Origin of the sequence: Mycobacterium lepromatosis (assembly GCF_000975265.2) — a bacterium.
GTDB lineage: Bacteria > Actinomycetota > Actinomycetes > Mycobacteriales > Mycobacteriaceae > Mycobacterium > Mycobacterium lepromatosis.
Map to the genome: position 1 here is coordinate 530,631 of NZ_CP083405.1, position 22,579 is coordinate 553,209.

Annotated in this window: 9 protein-coding genes and 15 pseudogenes; 16 read left to right on the forward strand and 8 right to left on the reverse strand. The window is 57.1% G+C overall.

From position 1 onward, the window contains the following. The first annotated feature begins 588 nt into the window (after positions 1-588). Positions 589-765, forward strand: coding sequence for a MerR family DNA-binding transcriptional regulator (locus MLPF_RS16870; protein WP_082082293.1), 177 nt, complete (start codon positions 589-591; stop codon positions 763-765). A 2,358-nt stretch (positions 766-3,123) separates the two neighbouring features. On the opposite strand, the gene MLPF_RS02400 is transcribed toward MLPF_RS16870, so the two are convergent. From MLPF_RS02400 to MLPF_RS02410, 3 genes and pseudogenes are all read right to left on the reverse strand, one after another. Further along, positions 3,124-3,570: a hypothetical protein gene (locus tag MLPF_RS02400; protein WP_052696417.1), complete on the reverse strand. Its 447-nt coding sequence runs from the start codon at positions 3,568-3,570 to the stop codon at positions 3,124-3,126. A gap of 148 nt (positions 3,571-3,718) precedes the next feature. Further along, positions 3,719-3,949 (reverse strand): hypothetical protein, encoded by a 231-nt coding sequence (locus tag MLPF_RS02405; protein WP_045842420.1) that lies wholly within the window; start codon positions 3,947-3,949, stop codon positions 3,719-3,721. A 405-nt stretch (positions 3,950-4,354) separates the two neighbouring features. Then, positions 4,355-5,026, reverse strand: a pseudogene (locus MLPF_RS02410) (enoyl-CoA hydratase-related protein). A gap of 91 nt (positions 5,027-5,117) precedes the next feature. On the opposite strand from MLPF_RS02410, the pseudogene MLPF_RS02415 reads away from it, so the two are divergent. The 4 pseudogenes from MLPF_RS02415 to MLPF_RS02430 form a co-directional block, all read left to right on the forward strand. Then, positions 5,118-5,504, forward strand: a pseudogene (locus MLPF_RS02415) (AMP-binding protein); the annotation flags it as partial. An 18-nt stretch (positions 5,505-5,522) separates the two neighbouring features. Further along, positions 5,523-6,256: pseudogene (locus MLPF_RS02420) on the forward strand (fructosamine kinase family protein). 22 nt (positions 6,257-6,278) lie between these two features. Then, positions 6,279-7,084: pseudogene (locus tag MLPF_RS02425) on the forward strand (amidohydrolase family protein). After that, positions 7,081-8,629, forward strand: a pseudogene (locus tag MLPF_RS02430) (acetolactate synthase large subunit). Before MLPF_RS02425 ends, MLPF_RS02430 begins: the two co-directional pseudogenes overlap by 4 nt. A gap of 14 nt (positions 8,630-8,643) precedes the next feature. Here MLPF_RS02430 and MLPF_RS02435 read toward each other — a convergent pair. The 3 pseudogenes from MLPF_RS02435 to MLPF_RS02450 all read right to left on the reverse strand — a co-directional run. Further along, positions 8,644-9,561, reverse strand: a pseudogene (locus MLPF_RS02435) (AMP-binding protein); the annotation flags it as partial. A gap of 43 nt (positions 9,562-9,604) precedes the next feature. Next, positions 9,605-10,702, reverse strand: a pseudogene (locus MLPF_RS16875) (acyl-CoA dehydrogenase family protein); the annotation flags it as partial. A gap of 22 nt (positions 10,703-10,724) precedes the next feature. Continuing rightward, positions 10,725-11,808, reverse strand: a pseudogene (locus MLPF_RS02450) (acyl-CoA dehydrogenase family protein). A gap of 246 nt (positions 11,809-12,054) precedes the next feature. On the opposite strand from MLPF_RS02450, the pseudogene MLPF_RS02455 reads away from it, so the two are divergent. The 5 genes and pseudogenes from MLPF_RS02455 to MLPF_RS02470 form a co-directional block, all read left to right on the forward strand. Then, positions 12,055-12,246, forward strand: a pseudogene (locus MLPF_RS02455) (ferredoxin); the annotation flags it as partial. Between the two features lie 110 nt (positions 12,247-12,356). Then, positions 12,357-13,089, forward strand: a pseudogene (locus tag MLPF_RS16880) (SDR family oxidoreductase); the annotation flags it as partial. A gap of 502 nt (positions 13,090-13,591) precedes the next feature. Continuing rightward, a complete protein-coding gene (locus tag MLPF_RS16885; protein WP_052696418.1) occupies positions 13,592-13,813 on the forward strand; it encodes an ABC transporter permease in 222 nt (73 codons plus the stop codon). 202 nt (positions 13,814-14,015) lie between these two features. Continuing rightward, positions 14,016-14,725, forward strand: a pseudogene (locus MLPF_RS02465) (ABC transporter permease); the annotation flags it as partial. 56 nt (positions 14,726-14,781) lie between these two features. Continuing rightward, a pseudogene (locus MLPF_RS02470) lies at positions 14,782-15,911 on the forward strand (MCE family protein). A gap of 168 nt (positions 15,912-16,079) precedes the next feature. Here the strand turns inward: MLPF_RS02470 and MLPF_RS02475 are convergent. Further along, entirely contained in the window at positions 16,080-16,538 is a 459-nt protein-coding gene (locus MLPF_RS02475) for a hypothetical protein (protein ID WP_045842423.1), read from the reverse strand. A 254-nt stretch (positions 16,539-16,792) separates the two neighbouring features. Between MLPF_RS02475 and MLPF_RS02480 the strand changes: the two are divergent. The 6 genes and pseudogenes from MLPF_RS02480 to MLPF_RS02505 all read left to right on the forward strand — a co-directional run bounded on the left by MLPF_RS02480 (position 16,793) and on the right by MLPF_RS02505 (position 21,477). Beyond that, positions 16,793-17,073: pseudogene (locus MLPF_RS02480) on the forward strand (hypothetical protein). Between the two features lie 16 nt (positions 17,074-17,089). Next, positions 17,090-17,376, forward strand: a pseudogene (locus MLPF_RS02485) (WXG100 family type VII secretion target). A gap of 255 nt (positions 17,377-17,631) precedes the next feature. Further along, complete coding sequence (rplM, locus tag MLPF_RS02490; RefSeq protein WP_045842425.1) at positions 17,632-18,075, forward strand: 50S ribosomal protein L13; 444 nt, start codon at positions 17,632-17,634, stop codon at positions 18,073-18,075. After that, positions 18,072-18,521, forward strand: coding sequence for a 30S ribosomal protein S9 (rpsI, locus tag MLPF_RS02495; protein ID WP_050038881.1), 450 nt, complete (start codon positions 18,072-18,074; stop codon positions 18,519-18,521). Before rplM ends, rpsI begins: the two co-directional genes overlap by 4 nt. Before the next feature lie 104 nt (positions 18,522-18,625). Next, complete coding sequence (glmM, locus tag MLPF_RS02500; protein WP_045842426.1) at positions 18,626-19,978, forward strand: phosphoglucosamine mutase; 1,353 nt, start codon at positions 18,626-18,628, stop codon at positions 19,976-19,978. Positions 19,979-21,237: 1,259 nt separating this feature from the next. Next, the gene (locus tag MLPF_RS02505; RefSeq protein ID WP_237817237.1) at positions 21,238-21,477 is read left to right on the forward strand and encodes a hypothetical protein; all 240 of its coding nucleotides are present in this window, start codon (positions 21,238-21,240) and stop codon (positions 21,475-21,477) included. A 41-nt stretch (positions 21,478-21,518) separates the two neighbouring features. On the opposite strand, the pseudogene MLPF_RS02510 reads toward MLPF_RS02505, so the two are convergent. Then, positions 21,519-22,545, reverse strand: a pseudogene (locus tag MLPF_RS02510) (LLM class flavin-dependent oxidoreductase). Between the last annotated feature and the right edge of the window lie 34 nt (positions 22,546-22,579).

Consider the following 22,579-nt stretch of genomic DNA (forward strand, 5'->3'; position numbering starts at 1 on the left):
GGGTAGACCGGGCTTTAATTCGATCCGGCGATCAGCTGGCAGTCGGCGCTGACTTCGAAGTCGGATGTGTTTCCCTCTCGGACGTTGAAGTCCGCCATGATCTTTATCTTTGGGAAATCCCAGATAGTGCGTTCGTCGCTCCGGCAGAGGGCATCGCGGCGGACGAGATCGACCTGGCTGCTAAGACAGTGACCAGCCAACACGACGAGCCCGCTATGGTGGGGCGGCTGATAGAGTCGATCGAAGAGCAGGGCTATGCTGTTGCCGCCTGCTGATAGTGGTGGTGACACGAAGGTAAGAAATGTTGACCAAGGTGAACGTGGTACGCAACCCTGGGTTCACGAGTGCTTCTGGACTTTGTCGGTGAGCTTGCAGGCACGTCAACCCCAAGGGGTGGTAAGTCGTGTTCGCCACGGCGGTGTCAGTCTAGTCTCGTGGCCGGATGGCCGCTTCTCAACGCAGCCGCCCGGAGGGCACGGGTGGCCTTGAGCGAGGCATGAACACGCTGGGCACCTTAACAGTCTAAATGAGCAGGGGACGCGCCTCTCGAGGAGAACGTTCTAGCCCAATGGAATTTTGGAGGTATATATGCGCATTAGTGAGTTTGCTAACCAGCTGGGAATCAGCGCCATGACGATAAGGCGCTGTGTGTTAATAGGGCTGATGTCCACACCGCAGCGCACATACTCTGGTTACCGCTACTACAGTAGCGCCGAAGTTGACCAGGCCACCATATCATCAAAACAACTCAGCGACTCGGACTGATTTTAGACGAGATGCTTGCGTTACGTGATTGTGACCAACCCTTTGCAGCTACCTGGTCCTCGATCACAAGTTCGCCGAGATCGGCCAACGGTCGCCGAAATGATCCGGCCGCGTGAACACCTGGTCATCGTGCAATCATTAATCGAGTAGCGGTCCACCGAAGAAACCAGTTGCTATTGCAAAATTATCGAGCACACCCCGTTTCCTAAGCAACAAACTGCCTTACAGCCGAAGTGGCAATCTGTCTCAGTTGGGCAGGCCGACCCGGAGTCCCCGCTAGAGCCGTTGTCCTATGCCCGCAACTGCGAGTTTGTCGGTCCGGCGCACGGCCCTGGCAGCATGCGGCGAGGGTGCTGCTCACGACCATCGTGGTCACTGACGCAATCCCGGACCGTGTCACCGCGTTGGTACCAACCTCTCACAGAATGTGTACGATTACCTCGCAGTCCCGACGGCCTAGTTCTTGCATCAAGCAAACAGTTGGTTCGCACACCGGGTATCCTGCCACGAACACTTCAACGTGGCGTTTCGCTATCATTATCACCCCGAAGCACGACTCTATGGCTTCCACCCAAATGGAAAGTCCAATCCGCCCCAGGTCAAGCGTGACGTTTTGCGTCACCGAATCCCTCGCGCCGTAAATCTGGCACGCTAGCCGTATTGCGGCGTTCGTCCCAAATTCGGAAATATAGTAAATATAGTCGAGGTGAGCAGGTGAGCAACGGCTTTCAACCGCCGCTGGTACGTCGAACTGCTATGTATCGGTTGACACGGTCGGGTGTCCAATATTACTTATTGCTATTATCACCTGGTAGACACAATATTCTGTGTGGGTGAAGAGCAAAGGACAGGTAACGATTCCACTGCGGGTGCGGCACACGCTCGGATCGAGCTGGTTTCCGAGGTCGAGTTCGAAATCGACGGGCGAGGCTTCTTGAAGGTGTGTGCGAAAACCATACGAGGCAAGGCTATTACACGTTAGATGTGCAGCCGCGTACCAGGCACAATGAGCATTGACGAAATCATTATGACGCTGACTCGCGACGCCGAATAGCTTGACAGTGGCAGGTAAGTTCGTCGATTCAAATGTGCTGTTGGACTTTTCATCGACGACCCCCGGTGGTGCGACTAGTCTGAGACCGAGCTTGCCGATGCCTTCGACCTTGGGGCAAAGCTAATCAACCCGATCATATATGCTAAGAATATCAATGAGTTTTTGAACCGATTGAGAACCAAGAGCATTCATTGCCGAGGAATTTGAGTGTGAGGCTTTGTCATAGGGAGCCGTCTTCCTTTTTATCCGGAAAATGTTTCATCGACTACCGGCGACGGGGAGACTAGAAGCATTCTTTGTTGCCGGATTTGTACATCGGCATCCGCACTGCAGTGACTGGCTTTACATTGTTGGCATGCGGTCCTCGGCGTTATCGCTAGTATTTCCAGCGGTTTGAGCCGATCTGTCCATGAAAGTCGGGCATCTTCGGTAGTTGGCTGGGTTTTTCATGTTGGATTAGCTTTAATGTATTACAATTTAAGGAATTTTGATTTCATCGCAACGATGATCAGTGGAGGAGTGCAACGCAAGGACAGTGAGCACTTCCGTACTCGATTCGGTATGAGATTGCTGATCTAACCTACTAGGCTCCAAGTTAGCGGATCGGTCACCCCGAATAAAGTCATCGACCCGATGTTACCGATCAGCGTGAAAAGGGTGGCGGTCAGTGTGGCGACGAATGGCCCAGATCGCCAGCCGAGATTGTATGCTAGCACGAGAATTTAGTCTTATACTGATGCCGGCGATGTATCCGGTGAGCGCGCCGCGACCAATCAACGGCGCCCATGACGTCACGAACTTTAGTCAGTGGGGAGCTGCGCTCGGGATGGTTACTTGCGCAATCGGGGGTTGGCTAAACGTATCCAGGTAGGCGATAACCCTGAGGGTCCTGGGGTTCTCAGCGCCGATTAGCAATCCCGTCCAGAACCAGGGACATTTATCTTGTTTCTTATCGACAATGCGTCTTTAAGTGTCATGTTTTCTTAGCGATGATGAGGGTATTCTGATGCGTCCGGTTTTGCCCACTCCAGTCACTAGCCGCTGTATGTTGACACGGCTGCGCGTGCCAGGCTGTTGTCGGTAAGGATCTTTGGCGCTACAACGCGCAGCGGTTATCCAGGCATCGACACGGTCGATCATTTCCAACAAGCTCCTGTCAAGGTATTCGTTGTGTTGTAACTGAAGTCCTGATTGGGTGAGAATGCCGGTGTAGTTGGTTATCGTCCTGGGGTAACCAATGCAGGCAACACAGTCGGTAAGTGAGGTCAGTTCGACCGGTAGGTCGTCCTCTGTTATGGTGAGAACTATTGGGTTGTCGGGACGACGGATCCGGGTGCACTTCCGTGAGATGATGTTTTGTGCTGAGTAAGGTGCACAGCGCGCATTCGCGCACTAGTGCGTCGACTGTGTTGTCGAGCAACAGAAATTCTTTGGCAATAGCCGTGGTGGAAGCACAACCGCACATCCTGTCTGGCCTCCACAGTGGTGGCTTGTGCGTTGTTGACGTTGACCTTGACGAGATCGACGCCGTCGACAGTTACATCGTATTCGCGAGTGAGTAGCCAGGTCGTTGCGCCAATACCGGAGACGATACAGGTTAACCCTAGCGCTCGCAGTCCAAGATGATTGACCAGCCTGCGCGTCAGCGCCGTACCGCCGGGATGATTTGAGTCACTCAACAGCAAGGCACTGCCGTCTCGGGAGTAAGCTTCGGTGCAACCGGTCTTGATCCACTGTGACGGCATGATCATCGGTGCATCGCCGGGCATCCGGTATAGGTGGTGTTACGCGAAATGCATTGTCTATCATTGCTGGCGTAGATAGGATCTTGTCGTCGCGGATGTTGCCACCGCGGCTCATCGCCGAAGCCGTGTTGGTTTGGAAGGTGTTCGGCGCACCCTAGATGTGGGCCACAACGACGCCGCGGCTAACCAACTTGCAATACGTCAGGGAGCGTATACGGAGCCGAACGAGATGTCCGTGTGCGGCATAGGGGCTGTCATTGTCGAGCATTTCGGTGATATGCGCGATAGCGTTTTCGTTGAGTTGTCTAACGGTTAGCATTGTTTCGGCGATCACGGTAAGTATCGGCAGTATCCGCCCTATCGGCAGGTTGTCGGCTTGTGTCATCCCAGTGGCCTCGATATTATTTTATAGACGCTATCGTTGCATAGCCAGGCATCAAGCAGTCGAAAGGGCTATGTCTGTTGGTGGCAATAGCGCCGAAGATAGGGTAAGCAGATGGGTTTCGGGATCCTCGGTGATCCGGTCATCGGTGTCCCAGCGTGGACCGTTCCATCGCTGTCTTAGTTGCTGTGCCCGACTTAAACGTCGGCCTGCGCGTTTTGACCAGTAAAGCGATGAAGCTGTAGCCTGAAACTCGCTATTATGCAACCATAGTGGCGAATTGATCGAAGTCGAGTCACTCAGATCGATGTCTCGTGAGTTCCTACTTCGGGGAAGCATTGGAACTTTCGGGGTGATATGGGCTTCTACTATGAGACCACAGTAGAGTTCACTTTCGGCTAATAGGGTTTAGCGGTTTTGGAACGTGGCCTTGTGCTTCTCGTTGAACACCTTCGTGTTTTCCTTAGCGTTTTCGGATAGGAACACCTTGATATTGATTTGAACGTCAATCTTGAGTACCTGGTTTTCGCTCATTCCTTTTGGTCTTGCGGATCGACTGTAGGATTTTCTCCACAGTCAGCGGTCCGTTATTCGAGATTATCTCCGCGATTTCAAGTGCCTTGGATAGTGCTTGCCCCTCGGGGACGACGTAGCCGATCAGTTCTATTTCCTTGGCCTCTGTGGCGGCGATGCGCTGCCCGGTCAGCGACAGTTCACAGGCCACGGTGTAGCGGATCTGCCGGAACAAACGTATGGCTGAGCCGTCCATGGGATAGGGGCTTCCACTTGGCTTCGGAGATGACGAACTTGGCGCTTTCGCCGGCGATCCGGATATCGGTGCCGTGCGAATCACTGCCGAGATCAGCGGTTTGGTTTAGTCGGCCGCGGGCCCCGGTCAAGAGTTGGCACTGGACGTCGGGGATAGTGGTCGACGTATTCCCTGACTCGACCCTAATTGTCATTATTTTGCTGTTCAACGGGTTGCGTGCGGCCGGTCTGTTCATTGTCACGATAAGGGGTGTGCCTGTGCCGTTCCACCAGCGCTTCCTGTACGAATTCGTTTGCTGGAGCCTCAGCCATGGTTACCGCCTCTCGCTTGCCATTGGGCATTCGCTTGTCAATAAATGTATAAGTTTTAGTTCAGGGATTCGCGGCAGCCTGTCGACCCCCGATGCTCACGCCATCGACGCTATGCACATACCGTGCTGTCTTCCTCTGTGGCGACGAGCAGCTGACCTATGCCCAACTAGAAGAGGAGGCTAACCGCTTCGTGCACTACCTGATTGAGTCAGGTAGTGAATAAGGACGACAAGACAAGGTGGTCCTCTACTGCCGCAGTCGCATCGAGATTGCAATCGCGATGTTCGGCATCGTGGAGGTGGGTACAATGATAGTCAACGTTGATGTCCGCTACGTCGAGGGTGAACTTCGATATCTTTTCGACCACTCTGACATGGTTGCACTGGTGCACGAGCGCTAGTACTCCGGCTGGATTGCCAAGATGCTGCCGGACACCCCAAACATCGAGACCGTTGTCCTCGACGAGGACGGCAACGAGTTCAAGCACGACTCGGGCGTGCCCACCGGCTTCTTCGCCTGGGAAGCCGGTCGGTTGCGTTGGCTTTCCAGCGTTGACGGCAGCATGCCCTGTGGTGTACCAAGCATCTTTAGATAACGTCAGTCTGACCCGGCTGAGGCTTGATTTGGTGAATCCGAGCTCCGAAGCAGCATACACTTTTCGGTAGTCGATTGGCTGCCACACACGATGCGGGTGCTGCGGTGTTTGACGTTGGACCCGACGGATGAAACGGGTTCGAGTTCTTAGGGTAGCTGTTACAGCCATTGCCGATGTCGTTGTGGCGGCACTCGCGGTGGGGCAAATTTTTATGCTTACGAGCGGATGGCCCCGATGGCCGAGCTTGCTACGCCACGCCTGGAGATTACGGTCCGTGCCATCATTGACTCCGTCGTGGCATGTTGCTGGTGAAGGTGACTTAGACGACTATGATTAGCCTCCGGCTACACGGCGATTTGTTGAGCAGCAACGTGATGTGGATACCGCACGGTAGTGCTGATCGACCTGGCTGTGCACGCTGGTCACCGCGGTCACGACCTGGCGATGCTTGCGCTGATTGGCTGACCGCATGATGTGTTATCTTCGCCAGCTACCAGCGGGCGCAGGCGCTGAAACCCGGCTAGCGTAACCGCACCGGGGTAAATTTTTTCCGCTGTTAGCACATGTCGTGTTGTTCGGTGGCTGGTACGCATGGGCAGATACATGCCGCTGTCCGTGCCACGCTGGCCGGATAATCGTGTCTAGATTTGAAGCTCTATGACGATCGACGTGTGTATGCGGCACTTGACTGCGCGATTCCTGCTAAGCGACATGCTAGCCTCGCTGCCGGCGCTGGACTGGGAGAAGTCCAGCAACCGACGTCGCGATCGAAGTGACCATCATGTCCGTGTACGTCATCGACCTCGACCTGCTGAACGCGTGGCGCGGCCCGGAAGGTTAGGATCTGATCTGCAATGATTGGGGTTGCCGGGTTGCACTCGAACCGGTTTTCCGGCCTGGACATGGTTGATCTGGACTGCCCGAGGACGTGGTCCGTGAGCTGCGGCGGCGAGTGCATGATGGCGTATTGATGGGGCTGTGGGTGTTGCCCTGGTTGTGGAATGCGCCGCCCACCGACCGCCGCTATTATCCGTTGTGTACCGAATGCCTCCAGGCCGCGGTGCCGTTTTGTACCCTGGTTGGTCACACCGGGCCGCCTGTGGTGCAGTGGACGCCCGATTCCCTACATCGACCAGGTGGCCCTCGACTTTCCGGAGTTGATGATCGTGTGCAGTTACGTTGGGTATCCGTGGACTGAGGAAATGTTCGCTGTCGCCCGCACGTACGAGAACGTCTACATCGACGCCTCGGCCCACGTCATCAACCGGCTTCCGCAAGAACTCATCCGCTTTATGAAGACCGTTACCGGACAACGCAAAGTCTTGTTCGGTGCCAATTATCCAATGAGGACTCACACGCAAGCTCTGGCAGGGTTGGACGAACTCTTGCTTAGCGATGAGGCTCACCGGGACTTCCTGCACGGCAGTGCAGAAAATGTTTTTGGATTGGAGGAAAACAGGTGAACGGCGCTCAGGCCATGATCAATACCCTGGTCGACGGCGGTGTCGATGTGTGCTTCGCCAACCCTGGCACCTCGGAGATGCACTTCGTGGCCGCACTGGACACCGTTGCCCGCATGCGTGGCGTGCTAGCCCTTTTCGAAGGCGTGGCCACTGGTGCAGCCGACGGCTACGCTCGCATCGCCGGTCGCCCGGCAGCGGTGCTACTACACTTGGGTCCCGGATTAGGTAACGGCCTGGCTAAACCTGCATAACGCGCGCCGCGCCCGGGTACCCATGGTGGTGGTCGTCGGCGACCATGCCACTTCTCACAAGAAGTATGATGCTCCACTGGAATCCGACATCGAAGCTCTGGCCGGAACCGTTTCAGGATGGCTGCACCGGACAGTGGACCCCGCCGACGTTGGGATCGACACGGCGGAGGCGATCTCTGCCAGCCTAATGGGCTCGCAGATCTCGACGCTGATCCTGCCCGCGGACGTGTCTTGGTCTGACGGCGCCATTCCCGCCGCGTCGGTGTCAGACCAGCCAGCCAGTGCCGGTGTCGACGTGGGGTCGGTTCGCAAGGTCCTGGAATCGGGAGAACCCACGGTGATTTTGATCGGGGCAGACGCCACCGGCTGGTCGGGGTTGGCGGCGGTCGCGCGGATCGGTGCGGCGACCGGCGCCCGCTGGTTTTGCGAGACGTTCCCAGCCCGATTGGAGCGGGGCGCTGGCGTACCCGCTGTCGAACGACTCGCCTACTTCGCCGAGGTCGCCGCGGCTCAGCTGGACGGCGCCAAGCATCTGGTATTGGCCGGCGCCAAGTCGCCGGTGTCGTTCTTTGCCTACCCGGGCAGGCCTAGTGACCTGGTGCCAGCCGGCTGTGAGGTGCACGTGCTTGCCGAGCACGGCGGCGCTGCCTACGCGCTAACCGCGTTGGCTGACGAGGTGGCACCCGGGATTGCTGCTCCTGTGGTGGCTGCATCGCGCCCGCAGCTGCCGTTTGGTCCGCTGAACTCAGCGTTGGCAGCTGAGGTGATTGGCGCGCTGCTGCCCGAACGGGCGATTGTCGTCGACGAGTCGAATACCTCAGGGTTGCTGCTGGCCCCGGCTACCGCTGGAGCACCGGCCCATGATTGGCTGACCCTGACTGGCGGGGCGATCGGTCACGGCATCCCGGCTTCGGTGGGTGCCGCGGTAGCCGCCCCCGAACGTCCTGTGCTGTGCCTGGAATCCGACGGGTCGGCGATGTACACGATTTCGGGGTTGTGGACCCAAGCGCGGGAGAATCTCAACGTGACTACCATAATTTATAACAACGGTGCTTACAACATTTTGCGGATTGAGCTGCAACGGGTGGGTGCCGGTTCGGCACCTGGTCCCAAAGCGTTAAGTCTGCTCGATTTATCAAGCCCAACAATGGATTTCGTTAAGATCGCGGAGGGTATGGGAGTTTCTGCTCGTCGTGTAAGTACCACAGAGGGGTTGGCCGATGCCCTGCGCCTGGCCTTCACCGAACCCGGACCGCACCTGATAGACGCGGTAGTGCCGTCAATCGTGGGGTGAAGAAACCCAACTCGGTTGACCGGTGAAATCGGCCACACCGAATCAGCGCAGTCAAATGCCATCGGCCGACAATTGTCGTTTGAGCATATTGAAGGTAACGGTGGGTGGTGGCGAGGCGCCGACTCGGCCATACGCTGGCCACTGCTTAGGCCCCAGGTCCGGCTGTTTGGCCAGAAAGGTTCGGAATTTTCGGTATTGAATGTCGCGCCCGGCGCCATCACTAACGTAGCCATCATTTGGTTGCCGACCACCGGATCAGGCACTGGATAACCGCCACTTCTTTGCATCGGGGTATCGCAACCATATCCGCTAGATCGGGGAGGCGCCCAGGTTTTCATTGTCGAAACGCATCCAACCAGCACCAAGTTGGAGTTAAACAACGGCCATAGATGCCTAGTAGACACTGTCATGGCACAGATCGCAGTGCTGCGTAATCTCCGCGCCGGTAATTACGACCTTGCTGTGGCTGCACTTCACCGCCTTTGGTTTGCCACCGGTTCCCGACGTGAAGATCATTAGAAAGAGTCATCGACTGGAAGCGCGCTGCGTTATTCTGTTGTGCAACAACCGCGTAGGCTTATTCAGTGGAGTCGATGTTCAGATGTTCGATATCATTCAGTTTCGCAGCTGATTTCGATTCACTCACCACGAGCTGGAAGTCGGTCTGGATTATTTAACTGGCCAGATCTTCGCCGCGGCGCACCGGGCTGCGGCCTACTGGAACAATCCTCTACAGTTACGCCGCCATCAGCACCGCCGAGAAGAACGGCGTATTTTCCAGCAGCACGCCGACATGTGGCGGCTGCTACGGATCACAGGCGTTTACGCAGCTTCATCGCGATCGCCGCACTCTGCCGGACGTGGTCACTCCAACTAGTGAATGAATCCTCGAAGTAGACACTCCGGTCGTCGCGCTCGGTCAGCGGCACCATCAGTTCGGTGACCGTGGGTACATGGAAACACCGGTCCGGGATAGGCAGGGGTTTCCGCCATTTCAGAGCCGATCCGGCGTAACCTGCTGGGTGGCACCGCCTAGCGCTCCACTCCGTCTCCTTGGCAGCCAGGGAAGTCACAGTGCACGGAGTGATCTGTGTCGATGCCGACGTCGCCGTGTACGATGGTGTGTGCCACCCGGTGCCCAGCTTCGGTAGTCCAGAATGAGCGTATTAGCTGACCTTGATGTCAGCTTGGGCGTCCTCCTATACTCCGCTATGTCGCCTGGCTCAGCGTCAGCCGCAACCCCTTGCCGTCGATGTAGCCGTAGGCTGGTTTCTGTGCCGTCTCCTGGAAGCTGCCGATCGTACAGTCGAACTGCTCGCGGGCGCGCGTAAATTCGACAGTCAGTTGCAGGCCTTGCTTCGAGGGACGTCGAGTTGAAACGTGCTACGGACCAAGGTGGTCTGGGTGTTGATCCAGATTACGGCCTCGCGCTCGCCAACTACTCTGGCAGAGTCGACCGCTACACCGTACCGTCTAGTTCTACGTGTTCGACGCGGCCCAAGCCGGTGGTCTGCAGCTTGGTCACCGAGCCCCTACGGTCATTGTCGTCGGAGAAGATGCGGCCGTAATAGTGTTGCGGCGTGAACCAGGATGCGTCGGCCATCGGAGCGTAGCCGACCTGGGTTCGGGTACCGGTGAGGCGGTAGCCGTCGGAGGAACGGGTGGAATGCACTGACCCTGAGCCTATCTTACTATCGAGGGGCGATGGTGAAAATCTTTGCGTTGCTGACCCGCCGTCGCGCCCTAACTCCTGCTGAAGGCCCGCGAAGCTAAAACCGGCCAGTAAGCGGCTCCAAGCGCCATCGGCTCCAGGTACGGTACGGTGGCTAGTCGCTGGCCTTGCGCAACCAAAACGGCTGCCTGGTCGAGAACTCCGAAGCCATCGCCACCCAGCCATTTCGCTACCGCGGAGGGCATGGTATCGGAATTGATGAGCTTAAGCCACAGCTTTTTATCGAACCGTTGGTCGAGCCTGTCTAGCTCACATTGATGTTCCGGTGTGCATACCGTGTCCACGATGGTGCCAACGAAGTCAGTGAGGTCACCCGCCACTTTGGTTGTGCTTAAATTAATAAATTGTCTTTCTTTTAGAAGGTCAACGGTTTGCTCGGAGTAGCCCCAGCGCGACTACCTCAATGATGTCGCGTTGGACTTCGTTGGTGCTGCAGCCGCAGGTTAGTGTCAGGCATGCTCGGTGCATCCGCTCGGCCTGACCGTGTAGCAACGCAACCGGTGAGTTCTGTCGCGGGGTAGCCTGATACCCAGAATTTCCGTCCGCAACTGCTAAACTTCACTAGCCAGCTCAATCCCAGTTGGTCAGCTTGAGGGCTTCGACTTTGGCGTGTACCCAAGCCAGATTGAGTTGCGCCAACTAGGAGTCCAGGAGCCGTATGTCGTTGCCATCCTTGGTGCTCTGCGCCCATGCGCGAACCTTCCGCAAGTACATCATGATCGATGCCAGCGACATCAGCGCTACTTGCTCACAGTTGAGCTGGTTGGTTACCAATCTCCAGCCATCAGTCTCCTCACCGAACCGGCTAGTCTCCGGCACCCGCACGCCGGAGTAATAGATGGCGCTGGTGTCCGGATCGGCTGTAATATACGAAAATCTCTTCGGTGGTGGTCAACAGAATCAACATCAAGATGCCGCGGTGCTTTTTGGCTCTAGAAGACTCCGGGTTGGTTGAGCACCTCCAATCAGATATCGTCGGCGTACTGGATCAAGCTGGTCTGCATTTTCTGGCCTTTGATTACGTAGTCGTCGCCGTCGCGCACCCCAGTGGTGCATAGGTCGGCCAGGTCGGTGTTGGCGCTGGGCTCGGCATGGCCGACTGGTGAAGTTGTAGATTCTCGGCAGCAATGTGTTGCAGGAAGAACTTCTTCTGCTCGTCGGTTCCGCAGGCCATGATCGTCGACGGCACGCTGTTGATCGCCAGGAACCGAACTAGGGCACCTGCTATGATCGCGTAGTCGGTGAAGCTTAGCGGAGTCCATCGGCGGGCGGTCTTGCCGCCGTACTCCTTTGGCCAGTTCAGGGTAAGCTACCCCTCTCTGCCTATCTGTGCCATGATCTCCCGATACACCTTGCCGGTGACGTATTCTCCCTGGACCGAGCTCGGCGTCTCGCGACGCTCCGGCGTCATGAGAGTGGTGAAGTACGAACGCCGTTCGCGACACAGCTCTTCTTGTTAAGGGGTGTACCTGATGCGCATTCCAGCCGCTCTTTGAGTTAAGTGATCGTATCCATATCACTAGCCAACGCTGGGTGCCGTACGTCAGTCAACGATTATCCACCCGTCTTCCTGGTGGTAACACGTTCTAGTGTGGATTCTAACGACCGCTTTGTCAGGTCTATTGGGGCCTTATGGTGGGTTGTTAGATACTGATGACTTCTTGACAGGGCAGGTTGCTAGGCGTGAGGGAGCGTGTGGGTAATCGTGGACCGGGACCGGTGCGAGGGTAATGCAGTGTGCTTGGGACGCGCGTCGGATGTGTTTGATCTAGATTACGAAGACTATGCCCGCAGTGAGGATGGATCCAGTTTCACCCCTTACCAGAAAGTTTGGGTCGAACAGGCAATTGTCGAGTGCCTACGTACGGTGCTGCTGCGGCAAGACTTAAATCTTCATAAGTTGACTAGGGCTAATCGCATGGCTTCTCCTCTAGAACCAAAACTCGGTCTGCCTTATAGCCGGGTTGCATCACGAAAGCGACCTATTTGTTCGGAAAGGTCGCCGCGGTGACCGGTGACATTAGTCAACGTGCCACCGCCGACAAGCTGGTCAGTTGTGCCTATGGGCTAGGCGGACTGTATATCGTGGTGCAAACACCGGCATCAATTGCGACCGAATGCTGTTCAACATGCCCGGCGAAGAATGGTACCTGGTAATTGTTGTGCACCTGCGCGGCCATTTCCTGCTCATCTGCACCGTGGCAACGTGGCGATGTACTGGCGCACCAGGGCTAATCTCGTCGGAGGCGGTTTTGTCGATCTTGTGGGCCAGGCTAACTAAGGTGCCATCAAGGCGGGCATCACCCCGCGCTCATCCTGTCAGCTGTGCGGGCACTGGGCCGGTACGGGGGTGTGCGTCAACGCGATCTGGTCTTCCACGAGTCCGTACCGCGATGACGTCCGACGTTGTCGGCCCGGTCGCCCGATGTGTCTGATTTAGTGGCAGTCCAGACTCTGTTCGATACTTCCCTGGTGACATTGGGTGTCGTCGTTTTTGGTGTTGCCAGCGACAGCAGCAGTCAATGGGCAGGCGTTCATCGTGTACGGTCCCTGGGGTGACGCTGGCGTCGGCGCCCGCCGTGGAATGTCATTTCAGCGCGGACGTTTTGGCCTGGGACCTTGATACAACTCAGTGCCACATTGCAGGACTGTTTTTGCTGGCCACGATCCGGAGCGGCAATTCTCCGCCGTCGGTCTGATGAATGGGCAAAGACCACCACCGGAGTGACTCTTTCTCGCGTTCCCGGTAGCAACTAGGACAGTATCAGATTGTTCGCATTGCCTGGGCGTTGCACTGGACTAACTAACGACGCTAACAGCGAAACTCTTTTCATTTACATGGTGTGTTAATGGGGACGGGCCGCATATGTATTTAAAGGCCGCGCGAAGTGGTAACGCAAAGCTTTGCACGCGAGTCGGAGACAGGGCGACCCAATTGGATCCAGCAACTTGTGGCCTCTTCCCGGGCTGTTGGCGGTTTTTCGAAATGTCATTGGGTACGCTTTGTGAGATTTTCCTTCAGGTGTTCCAAATTCCGCGAATTTTTGGATCAGACCTGGAAGATAGCTTGCGTTTCACTGACCCCGACGTTGCTGATCTCCATATCTTTTACGGTCCTGGTCGTGTTTCATTCTAATAGTATGCTTTAAATATCTTGCTGCGTGAGATCGGGGCTGCCGATTGGCCTGGATTCGGAACGGCATCGGGACCATCACCCAGCCGGTTCTGGTGTGGCCGGCTCCGGTGCCACCGCGATCTGGGCTGATCTAGGCGCTTGCACCATCCGCGAGGAAATCGATGCGACGTGGGTTCTGGGCATCGACCCGATCCAACAGCTCGTCGTGCCCGGGTTTTGGCGTTTACGCTGGTTGCGTTGTTGCTTAACGGATTTGGTGTGTACTATCGGCTTGTTGGGTAAGTTATGTTTTCTCCGTCTTGCTTTAGGGGCGTGAACCTGGGTGTGTTCATCAACGGGTTGGACTGTGCCCACCGGACCGTGTGAGTTGGTTCTCGTCGAAATCAAAAGCGCTTCTGTTCGGAGTTATGGACGGCTTGGTCGGCTGTTACCGTGGCCTGATTGTCAGGGGTGGGCCCAAGGGCGTCGGTAATGCGGTTAATGAAACCGTTGTTACGCATTTATCTGCCTGTTCACCAACCCGATACCGCGAGGAGACGATACGACTCGTTGCCGAAATAACGCTGCGGCTCGTGCGCGTTTGTGATGATCGGCGATACCGTTGGGGGTGCGACATTCCTTATGTTGGCGTCTGGTGGCGTAATCGCTGTGCAAGTTTCCTCGTCTTTGGTTAGCGTCGGTATCTACGCGTTGACTGACTTTTCTTGTTGGCGTTCTTAACTGTCCGGGTTGTCGAACCGATTATCGTGGATATATCGTTGCTAGCCACCACCGGTTCCGGTGGCACTGCACAATTGGACGCTATGCGGGTGTCCGAGAAATCCACGCTGTGGAATATATTGCGATGCAAGCGGTGTCGTATCTGGTGTCCACTCGGCCGATCGCCGGCTTCCTGGCGTCAGCCCGCTGTATTCGCTATCGAAGCTAGCCGCGTTCTTCGCGGCTAGCTTCACCACGGTGTACGTCATCGGGCAATCCAAAAGCCTATACGACCACTACGTTGTTCTTATACTCTCCGACTTGCTGTGGTTGTTTCTGCAGGCCATCGTGGTTTGGATAGTGGTGATGCTGGTGCATACTTATTACGGTTACAATGTCGACGGCGGCTCGGTCGATATCGCAGTCGGTCAAGTGGTGTGGACCTCCCTAATCGTGGTGGTTGTCATTGTTGTGGTGATCTTGTTTGGCGGTGTACGGCGCGTCCGGTAACTTCAGCCTCCCCAGGTAAGGAGACACTCCCACAAAACAATGGAAAACGCCGGATCGTGACGCAGAACTATCCGGCTGGCAGTGGCGCTGCTGGCCGGGTTGATAATTGCGTCGGTCGCCCTCACTGAAATTTTTCGTACACGGCGGCTTTCACATCGCCAGACACCGTCACGGTATCCTCGCCAAGGGCCGGTCTGGTTATGGAGAGGGGCGTCAAAATTAAGTATCGCTGAATCCAAATCAGCAAGTCACCGATATCGGCTATCGCGACGACCAGGCCTAGCTAGCGCTATCCGTCGACAGAGTTGAGGCGGGTTTCATTTCTGCCAATGTGATGGTTCATATTGTGGGCAACACTATCATTCGGCGCTAAATCGGAGGATTTCGTTCCGCCCGAGAAGATTCCGGAGCGGCAGTTGCATCCTAATGCGCATATGAGGGCCCCAGCTGTGCGCCTGGAAGGTGAAACACTTTGTTCCAGTCGCTCATCTACCTACTACGCAAGATCAATCCTGTCGATCTGAACGCGACACCGAGCGCACTGTCTGAATGCCTGCGTGGTCATGGCGATGACCTGGTCACGCGGCTGTCGGTCCGCAATAAGTTGATGCAGCAGGCGAATCCACAATTCGCTACGCTGCAAGGGGATTTCCTTAATGCCGCGGTTGTCACCAACATCTACGCTGACGACGCGCCCGATCTGAATACCGTCATCAACAATGTGTCGATGCTTGACGGGACGGTCATCAATCAACGGGACAACCTGAATGACACACTGCTGGCTACCATTGGGCTTTCCAACAATGCCTATGAGACGTTGGCGCCGACGGAGCAGAACCTCATCGACTTCGTCATCAGGCTGCTGGCCCCGCTCAAGGTGGTTGTTGACTACTCGTCGGAAATGGGTTGTTTGTTCCGCGGAATTAGCTTGGGAGTTCAGGAGTTCGCATCGTTGATCAGTTTTCGCAAAGCAGGCTTGTTCACGTTGTCGAGCTTCATCTTGGGTTCACCCGCCTACACCTATCTTGGAGAGCATGCCGATCGTCAACACCTCCAGAGGCCCTAACTGCCTCGGATTGCTGGACATTCCGACCAAGCAGACCAGCGGATCGTTCTGCCGGTCCCCGTTCCTGGTCACTGCCAACGCCCGTATCTCCTACGAGCTGTTTACTGCATGGTAGTTTGACGCGCTCTCAACGCTTTAGTTCTTGTGGAACGGTGTTTTCCCGGAACGGGACACATTCTGATAGCTAGCCTATCAGTTGTATTATTTATAATACTATCGTGTGACACGAACGATTTCGCTGACAGTGAGCTACCGGAAATGATTGCGGCGGCGCTGGATTCAATCGACGATAAGGTTGCCCTGGTGATCAGGCGTCCAGTCGCTGCCGATGGGTTATGACGCACGGTGCTGCGATTATTGGACTGTAGACCCCGCGCAGCATGGTCGTGGCGGTGCCAGCGGTGGTTGTTCTGGGCCGTATCAGCCATGCTACCAGAAGCGACTGCACCGTAAACATTTCTGCTGGAAGGTCGGGTAGTGTTGACTGCTTCCGCGACATGACTCTATGCAGCGGGTGGTCGGCAGCCCTGGGTCGGTGCGGGTACAGGTAACGTCGCCGGTAGATCTCGAGGTGGCATTGCATGTAACCCAATTGCTGGTTGCCGGTGAGATGTTCCGCAGCATCGCTGAGCGACTGAAACGCGCTATCGAGATCGAGCAGATTGGGATGTTTGTTGACTTCAGCCCGTCCGGAATTAGTGTCGGCCGTCCCACGGTGATCTATTATGAAATGCGCGCCGCACAGATAACGTGCAGTGGACAGCATTGCTTGATGGGGCAGTGTATATCAGCATCGTATGCTAGATCCGGCTCGGCCGACAGGACGTTCTGCGCTATGTGTGTGACCAGGCGGTGCGGTCCGCTCACGTGGTGGGATGAGCCAAGCCTCGAAATTAGATGAAATTGAATGGAGTCGAACGAGTATCGACGTGGTCGTACTGGGCATCAACACAGCGACCGGAAGTCAAGCAGGTGAACACACCGGTGAATGCAAACACGTTAAGCACCGACTTTGATTTGATGCGCTCAGTCGCACCCACGAAAGACAGCTGAAATGAAAAAATTCGGGTAATACTGGCATACATCCATCGGCCTGATGAGCAGTGCGTCGCCTTCAGTGTTGGGTGGGCTTGTTACTGTGGGCTTCAAGGACGTGGTGGATCGCTGAAAATCCGAGTCGATACGGCTCTATCACGTCCTGCAAACCATCGTCAAAAACCATTCGGCACAACGAGGCCGGGCTCCACGAAGCTGCCCAGAACTATGCATACCACATTGCCGCAGCTGGCGGAAACCTGTAATTGGGAGGGATCGCTCGTGGATCCGGTGTTGTCCTAACAGCTTCGGCGAAATCGAATACTCCATTCGCCAGGAAATCGACGGCACGTACGTTCGCTTCAATACTGCGTTCGAGGAACTGAGATCACAAATCGTGTTGCTGCAGCAGCTTTGGATTCGTGCAGTGGCGGTCGTCTATCCGGTTGAACAGCTCAAATGGCACCAGGCGGCTACTGTGCTCTGGTTACTTGGGTAACGTGGTACGCGGCGGCGCGGAGGAGGTGGCCAACACCGACCGTCGATCGGGCGGCGTTTGGGCAAGATAACCACGTCCAAACAGATCTGTGTAGTCCCGACAGTGGTAAAGTTTTCCAGAGTACGACTACTATAGTCATTTTGACCTGCGGGGATGCGCGTAGGTAAACTTCTTCGGTGGTGTGCGGGTACGCCGGGAGCTTCGGGTCAATGCCGGTCGTCGAAACCAACCCCGCCTTGAATCAACCAGGGCCGTCTGACCGGCACCCGGGTCATACCGGGATGCAGGAACTGGGTAGAAACCGAAACGAAAGAGGTCAAGTGTTGTGCCTACATACGCGCCCCAGGAGGGTGACATCACGCGGTCGTGGTACGTTATCGACGCCACGGACGTGGTGCTTGGCCGCCTTGCCGTTGCAGCGGCCACCTTGTTGCGCGGCAAGCACAAACCCACGTTCGCTCCTAATGTCGATGGTGGTGACTTCGTCATAGTCATCAACGCCGACAAGGTCGCCATCAGCGATAGCAAATTACAACATAAGACGGTTTACCGCCACTCGGGGTATCCTGGCGGCTTGCGCAAACGCACCGTCGGCGAGCTGATGCAAAAGCACCCCGATCACGTCGTAGAGAAAGCCATCGTTGGCATGCTGCCCAAAAACAAGCTTAGCCGCCAGATCCAGCGCAAGCTTCGTGTATACGCTGGGCCAGAGCATCCGCATACCGCTCAGCAACCGGTTCCATTCGAAATCAAGCAGGTAGCGCAGTGACTGAGACTAGCGAAGCGGTGGAGACTCCAGTAGCCAAGCACAGCGAATCGTTTGTGTTCGAGCGGTCAATCCAGACTGTCGGCCGCCGCAAAGAGGCCGTCGTGCGGGTGCGGCTGGTGCCCGGCACCGGCAAGTTCGATCTCAACGGTCGCAGCCTGGAGGACTACTTCCCGAACAAGGTGCATCAGCAGCTCATCAAGGCACCACTGGTCACTGTTGATCGGACAAGGAACTTCGACATACTCGCTCTCCTGCACGGCGGTGGCCCATCGGGTCAGGCCGGAGCGCTTCGTCTGGGCATCGCCCGAGCGTTGATCCTGGCGTCACCGGAGGACCGGTCCCCTTTGAAGAAGGCAGGTTTCCTCACCCGTGATCCACGCGCGACGGAGCGCAAGAAGTACGGCTTGAAGAAGGCCCGCAAGGCGCCGCAGTACAGCAAGCGCTGATCGGCGATCACTGGTGTGTCGACGGCTAAACTTGCACCGTTTCGGCTAGAAAGAAAATGGGCACGTATAGGTGCAGAGCCATTAACTGCGAGAGGTTTGTCCGCATGGGTCGACTATTCGGCACTGACGGTGTTCGCGGAGTGGCCAATCGTGAGTTGACTCCTGAACTGGTGCTGGCTCTGGGTGCGGCGGCGGCACGACGCTTGGCCAACTCGGGTGAACCGGGGCGGCGGGTCGCCGTGATTGGTCGCGATCCGCGGGCCAGCGGTGAGATGCTTGAGGCTGCTGTCATCGCCGGCTTGACCAGTGCGGGTGTTGACGCACTGCGGGTTGGGGTGCTCCCGACACCTGCGGTGGCGTATCTGACTGGTGCCTACGACGCCGACTTCGGGGTGATGATCTCGGCGTCCCACAACCCGATGCTCGACAACGGCATTAAGATCTTCGGGCCAGGCGGCCACAAATTGGACGACGACACCGAAGACCAGATCGAAGACCTGGTTGCCGGCGGGCCCAGGTTACGCCCGGCCGGCGTGGCGATTGGTCGCGTCATCGACGCCGAGGATGCTACGGAACGTTACTTGCGCCACGTGGGCAAAGCCAGCACCCTACGGCTCGACGGCTTAACGGTGGTCGTCGACTGTGCCCATGGTGCGGCCTCGTCGGCGGCACCGCGCGCGTATCGCGCCGCCGGTGCCCGGGTCATCGCGATCAACGCCGATCCCAACGGCATCAACATCAACGATCGCTGTGGATCGACGGACCTCGGTTCGTTGCGTTCGGCGGTGCTTGCCCACCGTGCTGACCTAGGCCTGGCGCACGACGGAGATGCCGACCGGTGTCTTGCCGTTGATGCCCATGGTGATCTCGTCGACGGTGACGCCATCATGGTCGTGCTCGCGCTGGCGATGCAAGAAGCCGGCGAACTGTCTTCCAACACATTGGTTACTACCGTGATGAGCAACCTGGGGCTGCACCTGGCCATGCGTTCGGTCGGCGTCATCGTGCGTACAACCGGCGTCGGCGACCGTTATGTCTTGGAGGAATTGCGCGCCGGTGACTTCAGTCTCGGTGGTGAGCAGTCTGGCCATATCGTGATGCCCGCATTGGGCTCCACCGGAGACGGCATCATCACGGGGTTGCGATTGATGACCCGCATGGTGCAGACTAGCTCTTCGCTGGCCGCCCTCGCGTCGGCGATGCGGGCGTTGCCGCAGGTGTTAATCAATGTCGAGGTTGCAGACAAGACCACTGCTGCCGCTGCGCCCTCAGTGCAGACGGCAGTCGAGGCGGCCGAGGCAGAATTGGGGAATACAGGTCGAATCCTGTTGCGTCCTTCAGGAACCGAGCCGATGATCCGGGTCATGGTGGAGGCGGTCGAAGAAGATGTTGCGCACCGAGTGGCGACGCGAGTCGCTGCAGCGGTGAGCGCTCAGGGCGCACCTCTCCGATGCTAGCACCCCGACGCGATGTCGGGCGTCGGATTAGAATATTAGACCTATTGCTGATACCAACCAGTATCGACCTTGCGATGGTGCATGCGGGCGGACACGATGGTGTTGAGTGCTTCGATCACATTTATCGACGATGTATCACCGACCACTTGGTCGGGTTGGCTTTTGGTGGCTTTAGTGCAGGCTGAGCGCACACCACCCGTGGTGAGACATTGCGCTCTGCACTGGAACGACTGGTGGCTGAGTTATAGCAGTGGCCGCGTGCGCGGCCGTCGTAGATCGGCTTCGCTTTGTGGGGCGGCGTGGGCCGCTATGCCGCTGCTGACAGATATGCTGCGGGGCGCGGATCGCTTGATCGTGTCCGGGGTCGGTTAGACTTCGTTAAGGGCCGATTCGCCAAAAGTACGTGCGGGCCCGCCAATTGTTTGGCTACATTCAGCCCGATCTGACGTTGCTTCCCTTTCAGATCCGCGATTGGTAAGACAGTGAAGACGGTCTTGACCTTCGAACGCTCGATCGTGAGCGTGGCAGAGTTGTGCGCTACGGATGTAGCGTGGCCCTGGTTGCGGAGCTGGCAGTGGCGTGGATGGGGCCTGGGAAGCGGACTCCGCGGTCCGGTTTCTACAGGCCCGTTGCGACGCCGGAAATACGGTGTCCACCGAGGTCCGCACAGTTGCCTAGCGGTGTGAGTCGCTGCGCGACAACCTGTGGTATCTGCTTGGTTCGAAGGCCGCTGTGGTCATTGCCGGCGACGATCGCTCGCTCGCGCAGCGGGGCCAGTATGGTTGGCCGCGGCCGGTGTTGTCACGATCGGGGTAGGGGGTCAGTCGACGGCTGATAAGCTGGTTAACCAACAGATAAAGTCCTATGTGGACAACGATATTTGCAACCACTGGCTGGACTGTGATGCGTTCGACGCTGGCTGGTTTGGCAGCGTTTTACGACATGGTGACTGACAGGCTGGCTGACCCGCCGCGTTTCCGACCTTACTGCCGGCTGCCGTGCCGAACTGAGTTGACTGCCTACCACTCTCGGGCGTGGAAACCTGACTGGGTGAGGTTTCGTGCCTACCCACTGTGTAGACACTCCAGCAAGCTCCGGAACTCTCGGTGGCCTGAGCAACCATGGCGGATTGGCCAGTCGGATCGTCGAATCGATGGGTGGTTTGCTGTGTTTAGCGGTTGAACAGCTATCTTATCTGTCGGCACTTGACGATCGGTTGGTCGAGTCTCCATTCGACGAGGAAACCACCTACGCCACCGGTGACCCCCGGTGCCAGGGCCGAAGAAGGCGAAGAAACAGCCGAGGTGGACAAGGTCGAAGCACCTTCCCCTCGAGGAAGAATTCCTGTCGGTTGGTGTGCCACCACCGGGGTCAACATATCCCCCGAGGGTACCGTCGGTCGACGCACCGCCGCCGGCCGCCACGCCAGGGCCAGCTGCCGCTCCGCCTTCGAAACGGCTAGGCGCTTCCGCAGTCAGGCGGATCAACTCCACACGTGAGATTGTTGCGGGCGAGCTCCGGAGGCGGGGCAATGACGAAGTTAGGCAGGCTGTAGCTTCAGGAGTTGCTCGACGTAGCGCACGGACCTCGACTGGGTCTGTCACCATAGGTCTCACCAATGGCGTGGTGAGATCGGCCTCGTCGAAGGCGGCCAAGCGTTTGGCGATGAATCCACGTGGGCCGATCAGCGAGATTCCGTGCACCAACTCGTCGAGAACCGAGTCGATGGCCACATGCTACGGCCGCTCAGGGTATGGCTTCTGGATCCGGTCCGCTACTGCGCCGAACCAGTAGCGTGTCGTCAGGTTGTGGTAGACGGTGCGACTCTTGGCAGCCATCCTTCTGGTGTAGAGGGCCAGTTGCGGTTTAGTCCAGGCCAGCTGATCAGTGATCGCCGTAGTCTATGGCCAACGACGCATGCCACCATGACATCTGGTGGCCCTAGTGCGGGATCCCGCTTGGCAGCGCCGGCCGTCAGTTCCTCACCCCAGACCGATTCAGCCTTCGTCGGGTAGAAAAAAACCGGCCGCCGGTCCTTGACTATCTCGGCAGTAAGCTCAAAAATTTTTGGTTTCAGTGCCATGATCCTGGTCGGCATACGCTCGTGCACAGTATGCTTGATGAGATACAGCGCTTTGCCAACCCTGTTCCGCGGTTCACGGGTAAGTGGGATCTGATAATGTTTACCGGCGTATTGCAGTCGGTCTCAGCGCCACATCTGCCGACAGATTTCGACGACTTCGCGTGTGCTTCCCGGCGCGGTGCATCGAACTCGACGCCGTGAAACCCCTCTAGCATCCCGATCACGCCTCGACCGAATACCGGTTAGCCGGCGACGGTCATTGCCAGCCACGACGGCGTGCTGGTGTCTATGGGGAACACCCTGGACTCCATCCAATTTTTGCGGTACCTGTTTCAGCTGTCAAGTAGCCCAGCTGGCTGGCGGCGTCGAAAGAATACGCCTAGGCCACCGCCGCTACATCAATGCCGGCCTTTTCGAGTTCGATGATGCAGTCGACGGCTTGGTGAAACCCGCCCGAGTAATCCAGAGCAATGTCTGTTCGCATCAACGACACATACCACCAGGACAGCGGTCCGCCG